Source organism: Halosolutus gelatinilyticus (genome assembly GCF_023028105.1).
GTDB lineage: Archaea > Halobacteriota > Halobacteria > Halobacteriales > Natrialbaceae > Halosolutus > Halosolutus gelatinilyticus.
The window spans coordinates 2,986,583-3,002,278 of record NZ_CP095491.1 but is presented as its reverse complement, the minus strand read 5'-3'; the positions used below and the strand labels follow the sequence as shown (position 1 = coordinate 3,002,278).

The 15,696-nt window shown below is 63.8% G+C and carries 15 protein-coding genes and 1 tRNA gene; 10 read left to right on the top strand and 6 right to left on the bottom strand.

Going from position 1 to position 15,696, the window contains the following annotated elements; all coding sequences use genetic code 11:
* The first annotated feature begins 254 nt into the window (after positions 1–254).
* Positions 255–560, top strand: a complete 306-nt coding sequence (locus tag MUH00_RS14745; RefSeq protein ID WP_246999825.1) for a hypothetical protein — start codon at positions 255–257, stop codon at positions 558–560.
* A gap of 21 nt (positions 561–581) precedes the next feature.
* Here the strand turns inward: MUH00_RS14745 and MUH00_RS14740 are convergent, their stop codons facing one another.
* The 3 genes from MUH00_RS14740 to MUH00_RS23010 form a co-directional block, all read right to left on the bottom strand.
* On the bottom strand, positions 582–3,182 hold the full coding sequence (locus MUH00_RS14740; protein ID WP_246999823.1) for a DUF7527 domain-containing protein: 2,601 nt from the start codon (positions 3,180–3,182) through the stop codon (positions 582–584).
* A 54-nt stretch (positions 3,183–3,236) separates the two neighbouring features.
* Positions 3,237–3,515, bottom strand: coding sequence for a UPF0058 family protein (locus MUH00_RS14735; RefSeq protein WP_246999821.1), 279 nt, complete (start codon positions 3,513–3,515; stop codon positions 3,237–3,239).
* A gap of 306 nt (positions 3,516–3,821) precedes the next feature.
* Positions 3,822–4,232, bottom strand: coding sequence for a DUF998 domain-containing protein (locus tag MUH00_RS23010; RefSeq protein WP_321576069.1), 411 nt, complete (start codon positions 4,230–4,232; stop codon positions 3,822–3,824).
* A 211-nt stretch (positions 4,233–4,443) separates the two neighbouring features.
* On the opposite strand from MUH00_RS23010, the gene MUH00_RS14725 reads away from it, so the two are divergent.
* The 3 genes from MUH00_RS14725 (at position 4,444) to MUH00_RS14715 (ending at position 6,622) form a co-directional block, all read left to right on the top strand.
* Positions 4,444–4,746, top strand: coding sequence for a DUF7344 domain-containing protein (locus MUH00_RS14725; RefSeq protein ID WP_246999820.1), 303 nt, complete (start codon positions 4,444–4,446; stop codon positions 4,744–4,746).
* 385 nt (positions 4,747–5,131) lie between these two features.
* Positions 5,132–5,950, top strand: a complete 819-nt coding sequence (locus MUH00_RS14720; protein WP_246999818.1) for a TrmB family transcriptional regulator — start codon at positions 5,132–5,134, stop codon at positions 5,948–5,950.
* Between the two features lie 291 nt (positions 5,951–6,241).
* The gene (locus MUH00_RS14715) at positions 6,242–6,622 is read left to right on the top strand and encodes a DUF7344 domain-containing protein (RefSeq protein WP_246999816.1); all 381 of its coding nucleotides are present in this window, start codon (positions 6,242–6,244) and stop codon (positions 6,620–6,622) included.
* A gap of 408 nt (positions 6,623–7,030) precedes the next feature.
* On the opposite strand, the gene MUH00_RS14710 is transcribed toward MUH00_RS14715, so the two are convergent.
* Complete coding sequence (locus tag MUH00_RS14710) at positions 7,031–7,501, bottom strand: DUF5793 family protein (RefSeq protein WP_247003979.1); 471 nt, start codon at positions 7,499–7,501, stop codon at positions 7,031–7,033.
* Between the two features lie 191 nt (positions 7,502–7,692).
* Here MUH00_RS14710 and MUH00_RS14705 point away from each other — a divergent pair, with 191 nt between their 5' ends.
* The 5 genes from MUH00_RS14705 (at position 7,693) to MUH00_RS14685 (ending at position 13,734) form a co-directional block, all read left to right on the top strand.
* Complete coding sequence (locus tag MUH00_RS14705; protein WP_246999814.1) at positions 7,693–9,534, top strand: type II/IV secretion system ATPase subunit; 1,842 nt, start codon at positions 7,693–7,695, stop codon at positions 9,532–9,534.
* Positions 9,535–9,540: 6 nt separating this feature from the next.
* Positions 9,541–11,610 carry a type II secretion system F family protein gene (locus tag MUH00_RS14700; protein ID WP_246999812.1) on the top strand — a complete coding sequence of 690 codons (2,070 nt, stop codon included), beginning with the start codon at positions 9,541–9,543 and terminating at the stop codon, positions 11,608–11,610.
* Between the two features lie 259 nt (positions 11,611–11,869).
* Positions 11,870–12,547: a class I SAM-dependent methyltransferase gene (locus MUH00_RS14695; RefSeq protein ID WP_246999810.1), complete on the top strand. Its 678-nt coding sequence runs from the start codon at positions 11,870–11,872 to the stop codon at positions 12,545–12,547.
* Positions 12,548–12,669: 122 nt separating this feature from the next.
* Positions 12,670–12,740, top strand: a tRNA-Gly gene (locus tag MUH00_RS14690).
* Between the two features lie 463 nt (positions 12,741–13,203).
* On the top strand, positions 13,204–13,734 hold the full coding sequence (locus MUH00_RS14685) for a DUF5946 family protein (protein ID WP_246999808.1): 531 nt from the start codon (positions 13,204–13,206) through the stop codon (positions 13,732–13,734).
* Between the two features lie 479 nt (positions 13,735–14,213).
* Here MUH00_RS14685 and MUH00_RS14680 read toward each other — a convergent pair whose 3' ends face one another.
* Positions 14,214–14,774: a DUF5806 family protein gene (locus MUH00_RS14680; protein ID WP_246999806.1), complete on the bottom strand. Its 561-nt coding sequence runs from the start codon at positions 14,772–14,774 to the stop codon at positions 14,214–14,216.
* A 379-nt stretch (positions 14,775–15,153) separates the two neighbouring features.
* Here MUH00_RS14680 and MUH00_RS14675 point away from each other — a divergent pair, with 379 nt between their 5' ends.
* Positions 15,154–15,369 carry a ribbon-helix-helix domain-containing protein gene (locus MUH00_RS14675; RefSeq protein WP_246999805.1) on the top strand — a complete coding sequence of 72 codons (216 nt, stop codon included), beginning with the start codon at positions 15,154–15,156 and terminating at the stop codon, positions 15,367–15,369.
* 31 nt (positions 15,370–15,400) lie between these two features.
* Here the strand turns inward: MUH00_RS14675 and MUH00_RS14670 are convergent, their stop codons facing one another.
* Positions 15,401–15,694: an amphi-Trp domain-containing protein gene (locus tag MUH00_RS14670; RefSeq protein ID WP_246999803.1), complete on the bottom strand. Its 294-nt coding sequence runs from the start codon at positions 15,692–15,694 to the stop codon at positions 15,401–15,403.
* Positions 15,695–15,696 lie beyond the last annotated feature (2 nt).

Here is a 15,696-nt window from a genome sequence, read left to right as displayed (position 1 = left end):
CGGGACGCCGCTCCCCGATCGCGCCGCGTCGCGGCGTCTCGCCGTCGCCGAGTCGGACCGACGACAAGGAACGTATTTATCCACGCGAGCTATACGTGACTGCGGGACACACGAACGGCGAGCGGAGAGCGGCGGCGATCGTAGCCGGAAGGCGAAACGTTAACGGATGCCACGCACTATCGGCAAAGCGAGCGCGGTCGGTTCAGTCGCCGAGAGTAACTTTTAAAAGGTCCAAAGACAAGTTAACAAATGCCATGATAGACCGACTTGAGAAGGAAGTTGATATGTTGGAACGACATCTGCAGGTCCTGAAGATGGTCATCGAGAACGAGCCGATCGGGATCGTCAAGATGTCGAACGAGACGGGGTACCCACACCACAAGGTTCGCTACTCTCTTCGCGTTCTCGAGGAAGAGAACCTCATCGAGCCCTCCAGCCAGGGTGCGATCAAGACCGAGCGCACCGCGGAGTTCGTCGACGAACTCGACGGCAAGATCGACGACATCATCGACAAGCTCGAAGGAATGAAGATCGAAGACGTCGCGGAGATCGAAGGCTAATCGACTGAGACGGAGCCGATCTCAGAGTTCGGGTACGTTCATGTGGAACCCTTCGGAACGGGATTCCACGAGACAGAGGTGGTATCCCGCCTTCCGCGAGAGGTTCACGTAGCTGAGCCTCGAGCCGCGGCTGAGGAAGCCGCCGCTCGTCGCCTGTTCTGCGATCTCGAGTGCGCCCGGTTCGAAGTAACTCGACGTCACGACGACCGACGCCGCGAGATCCGGATAGTTCGCTTTCACCGCCGACGCGTGCTCTTCCATCTCTTCGAGCATACCTTTCGTCGCCGGTGTGCGGGACTCGTTCAGGTTCGCGACCACCAGCGGGTTCCCCATTTTGTCGTAGGCGATCGCGTCGAACTCGACCCGATCCGGAACCTCGGCCGTGTCGTCGTCTTCCAGGGAGACCGACGCGTTGAGCTCCGCGCGATCGATCCGCGGAATCGCGTCGTACAGGTCGGCCAGCCCGTCCGCGTTCCCGGTGTCGCGGATCTCGTAGAGGACTCGCTCCGTGAGCCAGTTGACGAACCGGTAGGCCATCGTGGACGCGAGGAACTCCTCGAACGGGCGGCCGTCGACGGCGACGTCCGCCGCGTCGAACTGGGTGTGGTGCTCGAGTCGCAGGTTCGCCGCGACCTCGCTTCGATCGGCGGCGCCGTCGTGGGCCTTCTCCAGGGTGGGCTGGCTCTTCGAGTCGTACCGGACGAAGAGGTTCGTCTGCGAGAGCGCCCGCTGGGGCGGCAGTTCGGTCGCGGCGGTACTCCCCGCTTCGTCCGCGGCGGCCGACGCGGCCGCGTCGGCGGCCTCCTCGCGAGCCCGCTCGAGCTCCGTTTCGAGGTCGTCGATCCGCGACTGGAGCCGCTCGACGGTCGACGCGAGTTGCTGGTTCTTCGAGTGCAACTCGTCGCGTTCGGCTTCGCGCTCCTCTGCTTTCGCCTGAAGTGCGTCGCGTTGCTCCTCGAGGGTCTCGAGCCGGTCGGTGAGCTTCTGGACCCGCTCCTGGGTCGCGCCGTCCGAGCCGCTATCGGCCCGGGAACGGGACCGAGACTGCGACCGCGAGGGTGATCGAGAACCGGCGCGTCCCTCTCGACGGCCGTCCGCCGAGTCCCGCGCGTCCGCCGACGAGCGGTTAGTCGAACCGGACGAACCCGTCCCCGAAGCGCTCTGATCGGCGCTCGCGGTCGATCGCGCCTGCGACGATCGCGTCCGCGACGACGTCGGCGTCTCGCTGTTGTCCGGATCGATCGACGGGATGCTTCGCGTCTCCCGCCACTGCTCTTCCTCCTCGAACCGCTCGTCGAGGTCGCTCCCGGCGGAGGACGACTCGGTCGCCGCGGATGATCCCCCGTCGTCGGTCGACTCCGTCGCGGTCGACTCCGACGAGTCATCGTCGTCGACCCACGAGATGTCGTTTCGATCCAGTTCTTCGGCCGCCGCTTCGATCTCCTCGAGATCCGGATTCGGCGCCGGCTCGGTCGCCGATTCGCCGTCAGCGGACTCGGATCGATCTGGCTCGGAGACCGCCTCCCCGGCGCTCGCATCCGTCGGTTCCGACTCCACGTCCGCGGCGGAGAAGTCGACGGACACGCCCTCGTCCGTCGACGCGGGAGCGTCCGTCCCGGATCCGTCGACGTCGTCGGCCGAGCCGTCCGGTGCGGTCGACTGTCCGGACTCCGCGTCCTCGATCGGCAGGTCGGACGAGATCCCCGCCGTCGAGTCCGACTCGGTCGAGGACGCGGTCCCGTCGTCGGGACCGTTCGCGGCGGGACCGAGATCGATCTCCGTATCGGTGATCCCGGCCGACGCCGGCTCCGGGTCCGCGTCGGCCGTCGTCGTGATGCCGGTAGGATCGTCCGTGAGATCGATCCCGCCCGTCGCGAGCGAGTCGTCGTCCGAGCCGTCGGCCGCGTCTTCGATCGGGGCCCCGTCGCCGGAGAGGTCGATCGATTCGATCGCCGATGCGGCCGACTCGTCGGTCGATCCCGATTCGCCGGGCGATCGTCCGGAATCGGCCGCGGTCGACGACGATTCCGACGTCGGTTCGACCGCCGTCGAGGACGCATTGCCAGAAGCGGGATCGACTTCGGCTCCCGGGACGTCGGTGACGTCGACGTCGACGTCGATCACTTCGTAGATGCCCACCTCGTCGGCGGCGCGTTCGAACGCCTCGTCGCCGGTGAGCAGGCGTTCGGCGTTGCCGATGTAGGCCGCGGCCATTCGCCGACCGCCGTAGTAGACGACGTAGTAGTCGCCGCTGAGCACGTTTTCGCTCAGCACCAGGTACCCCGTGAACGAGCCGCTCTGGAGGGTGTCGTCGACCTCGCGGAGCGGCGTCTCGTTCGTGTAGTACTTCGCCCTCGTCTCGCCGCCCCGCTCTTCCATCGAACAGAGCAAGGGAAGGGACGGGTCCGATGCCTCGTAACGGGTCCCCGACGCGTTCTCGAAGTCTTCGATGTCGCCGTCGACGACGCCGACGACGCGACCGTTGAGCATGAACAACCACGTTCCGGCAGCGGTTACGGCTCCCGAAAAACCCGAGTCAGCGAGATCGGAGAGCCCGTCGTAGCCGCCGTTGAACGGGCGAGAATCCCATCGTTCGACGCGCTCCTGCGTGCGCGAATCCATAATCCAACAAGTGGGATACGGACCAAATACGTTTCGCCTAGAACTCAGGATCGGCTATATTTTCGACTCGGCGTCCTCGGCGAGTTCTTTCATTCGCTTGCCAATTCTGCCGGCGCTCGAGAACTCGTCGTCGCTCATCGCGTTCGCCAGGGCGTTCCCGAGGACGAAGACCGCGTGTTTGTGTTCGCTTTTCGATTTGTGGACGTGAGACGGATCGACGTCGAGCTCCCGGTACTCGTCGAAGAGCGTCTCGTCGACCTCCTCGCGCTCGGAGAAATATTCCATGATGATGACGAGTTCTTCGTGGAGCTCGAGGAGTTCGTCTTTATGCATGGCCGGCTATAGGGAGGGTTTCGGTTTAAACGTTGTGTGCCGATCGATCGCAAAGCCGGTTTCACACCCTCAGCTGCGCGATATCGCGACTGGCATCCGATCGCGGGAGATCGATCCGAGGAGAAGCAGGACCCACGCGCCGAACGCGAGCGCGACGACGAACTCGGCGACGGCGAACCACGCCCAGGGATCGCTCGCGCTCGTCCGAAACAGCAACCAGGCGATTCAGGTCACCGGATGGACGATACCGAGTCAGATCGACGCCAGTCCGAGTCGCGGCTCGCCCGCGATCACCTGGCCGGAACCCTATACCCACTGCGCGAACGGTGCGATGCCGAAGAACGCCAACGCGGCCGCGACGTGCAGCTCAGTGTCGAGGTAGACCGCCGCGTGGTCGAGGAAGAACACCCCGACGACGATCATCCCGCCGACGGCGACGAGCACCAGGGCGACACCCGCGCGCTCGACGACGTGACGGCCGGCCCGCCAGAGTCGCCACCCGAACGGGAGGCCGAGCAGTCCGCCAACGATCAGCCCCCCGTTGAACAGCCAGAACGTTTCCGCGCCATAGCGCTCCATCTCGGTGAGGGCGTGACCGCGCCACGTGAACGTCTCCGGCGAGGCGACGATCGTCGCGAGCAGGAGCGAACCGAGGGCAACGACGGGAGCGGCGAGTCCGCACCGCGTCGCGATTCCCTGCCAGTCCGTATCGGGCATCGACACGGACTCGGGGGTACCGGGACATCAAACTGACCGTTCCGGAACCGTTGAGAGTCGATTCTTCGGCCGGCACCGTGGGAGAATATCGGTCGCTACCGGTACGAACTATGACACGGCGGTCACTCGGTTAATCAAAACATAGAAATATCGTGAAAATTTATACGTTTGATAAGATTGGAAGTGTACTTCTACCCATAGGAATAGTTGCATGATTGATAAAATGTTTGACGCGTTAGCAAATGACACCCGCCGCCGGTTGCTAGTCGAGTTGTTGGATCACAATCCACGACAGGTCGCGGAACCGCCTGGCGTCCCTCGAGAAGGGAGTGACAGGGACGATGAACTGACCCGCATTTACCACGCTCACCTGCCCAAGTTGGACGATTACGGCTTTATCGAATGGAATCAAGAAGAACACGTCATAACGAAAGGGTCCAGCTTCGACGAAATCCGGCCCGCGCTCAAGCTATTGAACGACCGTCAAGAAACGCTTCCGGCCGGATGGGTGTGACGGCGATCGAACGGCCAATTTTCAACAATATCGAGTGACGGACGGCAGGAGTGACGTCACGAGCAGGAGCCGGCTACCTCCGGGAAACTCCGATCACCGGCGAAGCGTTGCTGGTCTCGAACCCGATATCAGCCGAGCGGAATCGGCTAATCTCATCGTCTGTAGAGTAAGCGGCGTGCCCCATCGTGGTTGGGCCAAGAGAGGCACACCAATGGAACATACCGAGTCCCCTACTCAAGTAGTTTGTGTGATTATTCGAGTGAAAATCCATTTCTTCGTCTCTGACCATAACGGGCTGCCCGTTTTCGGCGGATCCATGCATGAACCCTTTTCCGCCTTCGGACCGAACTGTCCCTGTTCGAATCAGCGAACGAGTGGTTGGGCCATGACACAAGACGACATCACCGACGAGGCGGTAAGCTTGCTGCAAGAGCTGGGGCTGCAGCAGTACGAAGCGCGCTGTTTTCTGGCGCTGACGCAACTCCCGAGCGGGACGGCCAAAGAGATTCACGAGATTTCGGAGGTCCCCCGAACGCGGGTCTACGACGCCATCCGCGTGCTGGAATCGCAGGGACTGGTCGAAGTCCAGCACTCGAGTCCCCAGCAGTATCGCGCCGTCAGCATCGAGGAGGCTACCCGTACCCTCCAGCAAAAGTACAGCAGGCGAATCGAGACGCTCAAGACGCACCTCGAAGCGGTCGAACATCACGACACCGAGACGGCCGACGATCACGTACGAGAAGTGTGGTCGCTGTCGGGTCGGGACGCGATCGACTCGCGGATGCTCGATCTCATCGACAAGGCAGACTCGGAAATCGCATTCCTCATCGTAGACGAATCGCTCCTGAGGGACCCGCTGTTCGAACAATTGCACGACGCGGTGGAGCGAGACCTGTCGATCATCCTCGGCGGTCGAACGGAACCGATCACGACTCGATTAGGGGCGGAACTCCCGAACGTCCGGGTGTTCGAAACGGGGTTAGACTGGCTCATCGGCCCGGCGGCCGATCACGAAGTCGCGATCAGTCACATCCTCCTCATCGACCGTGAGACGCTTCTGATCGGGTCGTACTACCCGGACGCCGAGGAGAACAGTGCCCAAGAACACGCGATCTACGCCACGGGGCTCGAAAACGGCGTAGTGGTCCTCCTCCGCCGATTGATCGCGTCGGGATTAGTCCCCTCCAAAGACCCGGCAACGTAACTTCGGGAGATAGGGTCGAGTTCGGTCGGTCGTGATCCGCAACATGTCCGTTGGCTCGAACCTGTTACTCGTCGGCGGAAACGGAAATCGCGACGTCCCTCGCCGGTGACGGTCGCGTCGAGCATCGCGGCTACCGCACAATCGTCGCGAGCACACGATCTGTCGAGCGTAGCACCGACCGATCTCGGGGTTCCGCCGGACGTTACTCGGTTGATCAAAACAACCGTTCCCCGTCAAAATATTCCATTTTTAATGGTGTCGAACCCGTCATCCAGGCAGGAGGGACCGTGAATGATCGACAACGACGAGATATTCGACGCGCTGGCGGACAGGGACCGACGCCAGTTATTGGTCAGGTTATCCGCCCGCGATCCCCAACGCGTCCCGGAGCTATCCCCCATCTCCCGGAAAATCGTCGCGGCCAACGAGGAATTCGTCCGCAGATTTCTGTCCAGTTCCCAAACGATCGCTGGTGTAAACGAAGACCGCCTTCGTCTCCACTACGTTCATCTTCCCAAACTGGTCGACTACGGGTTCATCAGGTGGGATCGAACGGAGACCGTCGTCACGGAAGGGCCCCGATTCGACGAGCTGAGGCCCCTTCTCGAACTGTTGGACGTCCACCGGAACACCGGTTCGGCAGACGACCTCGTCGCATCCCTCCGTCGTTGAGGAGACCGCGTATCGTTACGCTCCTGCACACGGGTGATACCGATCGCGTACGAGGGCTCCACCAGCGCGGTCACCCTTGTACTCGATCCACGACCGGACCGGCCGCTCAGTTAGCACCCGTCTGCATCTGCCGCCTGCGCTGTCGCGGGGAACCACGCGAGTTCATTATTGGTCGTGACGCGGACCGCGACGCGCTCGTCCGGGTCGATCGATCGGAAGTCGGCAGCCTCCTCCTGATCGTGCGTGGCCGGACTGGCCGTCCCGCCGGGGTCACTCCCCGAGACGCCCGTTCGGCTCCCGAGTTTCCGTTCGGCGCGGGCGACCCCGGCGATCGCCGGTGCACGTCTGGGTTAGGCGAGCCGATACGCATCCCGCTGGCGGCTCCCGTGCGGATGAGAAAATCAGCGGTTAGAGTTCGACGCCGCTGGGGATGAGACTGTGCTGTCGGAGAAGATCTCCGTCGTCGTCGTAGACGAGGAACATCTGCTTGTCGAAGGCGACGAACGGCTCGCCATCGAGCAGAATCTCGACCTCGTACCGGCCATCGTCCTCAGGTACCTCTTCGCCGTAGCCGCGGGCGGCCCGGATGAATCGAAGGACGTCTTCGGCGCTCTCGTTGAGTTCGAGGATGTACTCGCCGGTGATGCGGTTGGTCACGCTCACTACCCCCGCGGTATCGTCCCCGAGCGGTTCCTGGAGGCGGAGGGCGGTATCGGTCTCGCCGGCGTCGAGAACGTCTCCGTCGGGACCAGTGAGGCGCTCGCGAAGGTCAGTCGCTGGGCCCGTGAAATCGATCGTTACCGAGGGCTTTTCGGGTTCGCCATCGGTTTCGACCCAGTCGACATCGCTGACGTCTAACGTGAAGTGCTCGCGCCTCATTCCGTACATATCGGTTAGTACTCCCACCGTATGAACGTAACGCACGCAGAAGTGGGCGACCGACCACGTCCCGTCGGACGAGCGATTCGATATGCCCGTCTCAGGGACAATCAATCGGCCATCTGATTTAAGTCGGTCGAGTCTCGAGATACCACGAGAGCGGACCGGATCGTGCCGTACTGGGGCTACAGATGTCAGATTCCATATCGGGTAACGGGGGCGATCGCGGTCGGACCGAAGTCGACGCCGGCCCGGCGAACGGATCGACGGAGTCGGCGCCGTCGGACGGGGCCGCGGCGGACGAGCGGAACGAAGGTGCCGGACGGGACGTCCTGTCGAGCGCCGGACCGAGGGACCGACTCGACTCGACGATCGAAACGGCCCGGCGGACGATTCGCCGGGTCGTCGAAGTGTTGCAGGGATCGCAGATCGAGGTCACCAGCTACGATCCGAACGCCCACGGCCCGTTGCTCGCGTACGACGGCGAAGCGGGGTTCGAGGAGGTCGAACGGTACTGGGTCGACGCGCCGTTCTCGTTCGTCTCGATCCAGCACGACCCCCGGAAGAACCGGCACCTGTACCACGCGGTCGAGCCCAGACTGCGGGCCGACGAGCGGGTGCTCCTGGAGACGCTGTTCGACGACGTTCGCGATCCGTTGCTGTACCGCGAGCGCGGCGACGACGACGTCGAGACGCTCCTGCGGGAGACGATCCACGAGTTCCTCGAGCGCTACGGAGCCGAGATCGAGATGCCGACCTTCTACCGGCTGTTCTACTACATCCACCGCGACTTTCGCGGCTACGGGCGCCTCGATCCGATCATGCACGATCCCCGCGTCGAGGACGTCTCCTGTGACGGCTACGACCTTCCGATCTTCGTCTACCACGACGAGTACACCGATATCGAGACGAACGTCTCCTTCGGGAAGGAGGACCTCGATCGGTTCGTCGTTCGACTGGCCCAACACTCGGGCCGGCACATCTCGATCGGCGATCCGATGGTCGAGACGACCTTGCCCGACGGCTCGCGCGCCGAACTCGCGCTCGGCGAGGAGGTGACTCCGCGCGGGTCGGCTTTCACCGTCCGCAAGTACGCCGACGAGCCGTTCACGCCGATCGACCTGCTCGAGTACGGCACCTTCAGCGTCGAGCAGCTAGCCTACCTCTGGCTCGCGATCGAACACAACAAGAGCCTGCTCTTCGCGGGCGGCACCGCGAGCGGGAAGACGACGAGCATGAACGCCATCTCGATGTTCATCCCGCCCCGATCGAAGGTGCTGACGATCGAGGACACCCGCGAACTGCAGCTCTATCACGACAACTGGCTCTCCTCGGTCACGCGCGAGCGCATCCACGAGGGCAAGGACGTCACGATGTACGACCTGCTGCGATCGGCCCTGCGCCACCGCCCGGAGTACATCGTCGTCGGCGAGGTCCGCGGCGAGGAGGCGATGACGCTCTTTCAGGCGATGAACACCGGTCACACGACCTACTCGACGATGCACGCCGACTCCGTCCAGACGGTCATCAACCGGCTGGAGAACGACCCGATCAACGTCCCGCGATCGATGGTCCAGAGCCTCGACATCCTCTCGGTCCAGACGCTCACGCGCCTCGACGACGGCCGCGTGCGGCGCAACAAGGTCCTCGCCGAGATCGAGGGAGTCGACCAGCGCACGGGCGAACTCGACTACTCGACGGCCTACACGTGGGACGGCGAGACGGACAGCTTCCGGGGAAGCGGCAGCCACGTCTTGGAGGCGATCCGCGACGAGCGCGGCTGGACCCAGCGCGAGCTGCTGACCGAACTCGAGAACCGCGAGCGGTTCCTCGAGTACCTCCGGGCGAACGGCATCGCCGACTACCGGCGATTCACCGCGCTGGTCAACGAGTACTACGCGGACACAGCGCCCGTTCTCGAAACGATCGGCGAGGCCGACTTCGAATCGGAGGCGGAAGCGCACCGGAACGCAGCCGCGAGCGATCGAGCCGGACCGAACACCGAACCCGACGAACCGATCGGGACGGGCTGATCGACCATGGGCGTCTCGAACTTCGTTCCGCTCGCGGTCGCGGTCCTGCTCTGTTCGCCGCTCGCCGCCCGCCGAATCGATCGCGTCGATCGCGTTCTCACTCGGGCGGCCGTCCGCGTGTTCGGCGGCTACGTCGACGAGTTCGAGAGCGAACACCCCGACAGGGTGTCGGCGCTACGGGCAGCGCACTTGCCGACCACCTACCGCGAGTACGGCTCGAAGACGCTGCTGTACGCCGGCGTCCTCGGCATCGTCGGCTCGATCCTCGGCATCTACGCGATCTGGGGCGCCCTGCTCGTCCTCTCGATCGATCCGGAGACCATGCGCGAGGCGCTTCCGACCGCGGTAGCGTTTCTCGCGAACGTCGGCGGCGTGCCCGCGCTCTCGATCGCCGAACTGTTCGCGCTGCTGTTCGTCTCCTGTCTCACGCTCGGCGCGATCGCGGCGGGCGGAACCTACTGGCTCCGGTGGTGGTACCCGACGTACGCCGCCGACGGCCGCGCCCGGCGGATCGAGGCGGGGATGCCGTCGACGGTGGCGTTCATCTACGCCCTCTCGCGCAGCGGGATGGAGTTCCCGAAGGTGATCCGGATCGTCGCGGCCCAGGACGAAACCTACGGCGCCGCCGCCGAGGAGTTCGAGATCGCCGTCCGGAACATGGACACGTTCGGGATGGACGTCGTCAGCGCCGTCCGGGAGATGGGCCGGCGAAGTCCGAGCCCGCAGTTCCGCGAGTTCACCGAGAACCTCGCCAGCGTCCTCCAGAGCGGCCATAGCCTCTCGGCCTTTCTCGAGCGACAGTACCACGACTACCAGGAGGAATCCGAGTCCCAGCAGGAACGGATGCTCGAGTTGCTCGGCACCCTCGCGGAGGCGTACGTGACGGTCCTCGTCGCGGGACCGCTCTTTCTGATCACCGTCCTGGTGATCATCGGAATCGCCGTCGGCGACACGCTCGACCCGTTGCGGGTGCTGATCTACCTGATCGTCCCCTTCGGGAACCTCGCGTTCGTGATCTACCTGAGCACGATCACCGACACGATCAATCCGGGCGAAGCGGTCCAGGACGAGTCGTCGCGGTACGCCCCAGCGAGCGACGCCCCGCCGATGACAACCGACGGCGGAGTCGCCCGCACTCGCTTCGTTGAGAACGTCGCTCGCGTCGAGTACTACCGGCAGCTGGACGGGCTCCGCGATCGGATCGGGAATCCGATGCGGACCGTCCTCGACCGGCCGACCCTGACCCTCGCGGTCACCGTCCCGATCGCCCTCGGGGCCCTCCTCTGGCACCTCCCCGACGCATTCGCCGGCGGCGGATTCGACGCGACGGCCGTCGACGACGCGTTCGCGCTGGGCCTCCTGTTCGTCCTGGCCGTTTTCGCCGTCTTCTACGAACTCCACCGGCAGCGGATCGACGCGATCGAGGCCGCCGTCCCGGATCTGCTCGATCGCCTCGCGAGCGTCAACGAGGCGGGGATGCCGATGGTGTCGGCGGTCGACTACGTCCGCGACTCCGACCTGGGACCGCTCGGCGCCGAACTCGATCGCGTCTGGTCGGACGTCCGGTGGGGCGCCGACCTGCAGACCGCGCTCCACCGCTTCGAGTTGCGGGTCCGCACCCGATCGACCTCGCGCGTCGTGACGCTGCTCGCCGAGGCGATGAACGCCAGCGGCAACCTCGCGACCGTACTCCGGATCGCGGCCCGACAGGCCGCCGCCGATCGGCGTCTCAAACGCGATCGGCGCCAGTCGATGGTCGAGTACACGATCGTCGTCTACGTCTCGTTTCTGGTGTTTCTGTTTATCATCACGGTGCTGGCGGCCTACCTCCTTCCGAACCTCCCCGCCGAGAGCGTCGAGATGGCGGACGGCGCGGCCGACATCGACGGCCTCGGCGGGCTCTCCGCGGCGGAAACCGTCGAGTACGGGACGCTGTTCTACCACGCGACACTGATTCAGGGGCTGCTCTCGGGGCTGATCGCCGGCCAGTTGAGCACCGGCGACATCAGGGGCGGCGCGAAACACGCCGTCGTGCTCGTCGCGCTCTCGTACCTGTTGTTCGCGGTTCTGGTTTGAGTCGAGTGGTTCAGCTACGTTCGTTCGGCGTCGATCGGTATTGAGAACACCATGAAAGCCCCTGCCGCGCTCGACCCTCCGGGACTCGCTGTGCTCCTCGGACTTCGTCCTGCGGTGCTTGCGTCGTCCGGGCGAGTCGAGCGCGACAGCCCCTTTCATTCCCACCCACGGTGGCATTACCAGCCAGCCGGTATGAGTGGGGATGAAAGCTAAGTTGTTGCGAACGCTTTTTGCACCGCCCCCGACGAATACGACCACGATGGATCGTCGGGCCGCCGTCCGCGACACGTACGATCGGATCGCGACGCACTTCGCGTCGACTCGCGAGTACGCCTGGCCCGAGGTCGAGGCGTTCGTCGCGGAGGCGATCGACGCCCCCGACGATTCCGATCTCGACGCCACCGGCCTCGATCTCGGCTGCGGTAACTGCCGGCACGCGGAGTTGCTCGCCGCGGCCGGCCTCGATCGGGTCGTCGGCCTCGACGTCAGCCGCGGCCTCCTCGAAACCGGCCGCGGTCGGGCCGCCGACCGCGAATTCGACGTCGCGCTCTGCCAGGGCGACGCCGCCGCACTTCCGATCGCCGACGGGTCGATCGACGTCGCGGTCTACGTGGCGACGCTCCACCACCTGCCGACCGCCGACGCGCGCCGAGCGAGCCTCGACGAACTCGCCCGCGTCCTCGCGCCCGGCGGCCGGGCGCTCGTCAGCGCGTGGTCGACCGCCCACGATCGGTTCGACGAGACCGAGGGGTTCGACACGACGATCGAGTGGACGCTCCCCGGCGGCGAGACGGTCGATCGGTTCTACCACATCTACTCGCCCGCGGAGTTCGAGGGCGACCTAGAGGCGAGCGATCTCGCTGTCGTCGAGTGGGAGATTTCGAGCGGGAACTGTTACGCGACGGTGACGGCTCCCGAAATGACGACGGCCGGATGAGTACGGGTCGGCGATCGAGCCCTGCGTGCGGTCTGAGATCGGCACGCGATCGGACAAATCGCAAGCCGGAGTGCGCTCCGAAAAGCAAGAGTCTTAATAGTGGAGCGAAAAACGAGAGGTGCGCGCGGATGGTCTAGTGGCAGGACCTGAGCCTTCCAAGCTCATGGCCCGGGTTCAAATCCCGGTCCGCGCATATTTTTACGCGAACAACCCCGCAAGCAGCAGAAATTACGCGGATTTGAAGCGCGCAAGCCACAGCGTCCGAACGGAGTGAGGATGATCGTCTTGCAGTCGGGTTCAAATCCCGGTCCATACATAAGACGGCTTCGCAGCCCGGCGTTTTTCCCCGGAATAGACAACTAGAGGATATGAATGTTAATCCGGAGTACAACTGTGCTGAACGCCGCGATCAGGTACGAATCACCCAAGATGGGGAGCCGATCGAGTCGGAGACGGTGGCGGACAGGGCGCGGGCGGATATGGGGTATGGCCCGTCGCGCTGATACCACCACGACAGAGAATGATTGTGACTGTTCCCGCCTTTCCCATGGATTCCGTGTTGGCCGTGCGTGAGAGCGTGTATCGCGCTGAAGGAGTACGTACCAAACGCATACTCATGAAAGCGGTTATCTCCGAGAGGGGCTTTTTATCAGCCAATGACGTCCTCGGACGACGTGATCGAATGTAACGGGTGCGAGGGACTCGTTCCCGATGGAGAGTACCCGGGGTTTCGACCGGATAAGAATCCTGGTGCGACGTCACCCGGGTGTTGGAAGATGTTCTGTGAGGAGGTTCTGGTGCGGGAGTACAGCGAGTGGAATTATCCGCCGATCCACCAGCTGACCGTCGATACGTACTGGGCACAGCATCCGGGCGAGAAGACGCCACAGACGACGCAGTCGGTAATCGTCAATCTCGTCGGCCTTGACCTGTACTTGCACAAGGGGATGAACCCCGAGACGGTCAGAGAGAAACTCGACGGGCTAATAACAAGGCACAAAGACGAGTTCACGTGGCTCGAACCGCCGGAGACGAGGGGTGATATTACTGTCGTTGATGTTGCTGAGGCGGACGATCTCGACGAACATACTGCGCTCGTGCGTGACTGGGCGAGAGCAGTCTGGGACGCGTGGAAACCCCATCATCCGACACTCGACCAGTGGATCGCGCGGGCACTCGAGTCCTGAGCGACGACAGAACAAACCACCATCCGAGCGTCTGAAACTCCCGGTCGCTCCCGCTCCGACCCCTCGTTAGCCCCGATAGGTCGGTGACCGATATGCGCGATATATTCAGCACGACTCTACTAACACCATTGGTAGCTGATAGAAGCAATCGCGTTAGGTTCGCGGGCGCACTTGACAGTCGTTCCATTGGAAGGTGCGTGAAACCCGGACCCCATCTCAGTGAGAACGGATACCCGTTTCGAGCGGGTACAACAACTCTCGTCAGTGCTTTCCTTCTCGCTGAATCCAGATGTTGACTACGTCGCCCAGAAACGGCTGTCCGTCTGCAGTTTGACGGTACGCATGCGAGCCACAAGGACCTAAGCGAGACCGTCTTCGGGCGGTTCAAATCCCGTCCGCGCACTTTTCGACGGGTTACACTGTGGGCCACCGGATTCGAAAAAGAAATCCTGAGAGGCGCTGCTCTACCGCTACCGTTGCTATCCTTCCGATTCGATCGCCTCCTCCCCCAACCGCTCGCCGCAGTTCGGGCAGCGATCGTACCGGAGTTCGAGGCTCGATCGGTGGACGTCCTCCATCGCGGCTCTGATCCGGTCTTCCGCGTGGACTTCGGCGTCGTGCGAGAGGGACGCGCCTTCGACTTCGATCAGGAACCGTGCGGTTTCCGTCGCCTCGTAGACGATGTCGTCCACCTCGTCGGCGGTGAAGAAGTCCGAGTAGGCGCCGTAGAGGAACGTCGCGCCCGCTTTGCGAACTTTGTCCGCGAACGATCGCCGCGCCCGGTAGACGGACTGGCGCGTGTACTCGTCGTCCATGAAGGGGACGAGGTCGGGAAGGTTCTCTCCGACGGTCGTCATCTCGACGCCCGTCTTGGTGCGGAAGTCGGCACAGAGGCGGGCGATCGCCCACTCGCGGGCCGTGAAGGTGACGCGATCGCGCAGGAAGTCGTTGACGCGGTCGTACTCGGCGCGTTCGAGTCGCTCGAATCTGTCGTGCTCGCTCGTCTCGGGGTGCGAGGATGAATTGCTATCTTCGGGCATGGTGTGTTCTGCGGTTGCCCGCACCAGTATCACGGGCCGGACGAGGGTAAGGCTGTCTCCCGACTCGCCGCGCCTTCGGGGCTCGAATTCCGGGCCGACGCTTCCGCTCCGGCGATGAGCGGCTCCGCCCCGTGGGGACTCGTTCGGAGGCCCCATTCCGATCAGGAGCGGCGGCGTTTCGAACCGATCGTTTCGACGTGACCGAGTGGAAACGAACGCCGTTCTGTTTCACTTTCACCGTGCTACGCGAGGGCTTTTTACCGGTCGATACCACCTACGCACATGGTCTCCGGGAGTACCAGCACGACGCTCCGCGCAGGGGGAGTCGAACCGAGTGTCCACTCCTGTCCGGATCCCGGTCGAGACGGGGAGGTCGATCGTGACGCGTAGCTCGGCGTCGGATGACGCGCCGCCGAGGGCGAAACACTCTCGGCTGGAGCCCCGACAGACGCTCGATCGCGTGACGTTCCGAGCGACCGACGAACAGCTGGCGGCGCTCGAATCGCTCGTCGACGCCGACGTCTACCACACCCGGAGCGAGGCGATCCGCGCGGGGATTCAACGGTTGATCGAACAGCACGAGCGGAACGATTGACCGAGTGAGCGGCCGGCGCGATCGGGCGGCGTTACTCCTCGGTTTCCTCCTCGTCCTCCGATTCAACCGGCGCGCCCTCGCGACGGGTCGACCACTCGAGTTCGATCTCCAGTTCGAACTCGTCGGCGTCGTCGCCGATCTCGCGCTCGAGTTCGAGTTCGTACTCGACGGAGTCGGTCGGCGTCGGGACCGTCACCGTGATCGTGCCGTCCGAGACGGTCAATTCCTCCGTGGTTTCGATCGCGTCGGCGATCTCGCGGAGCCGATCGGCGGCTTCCGCGGGCGTCTGTTCGAGTTCGGTCTCGAGGAGTTGTTCTTCCGTCATCG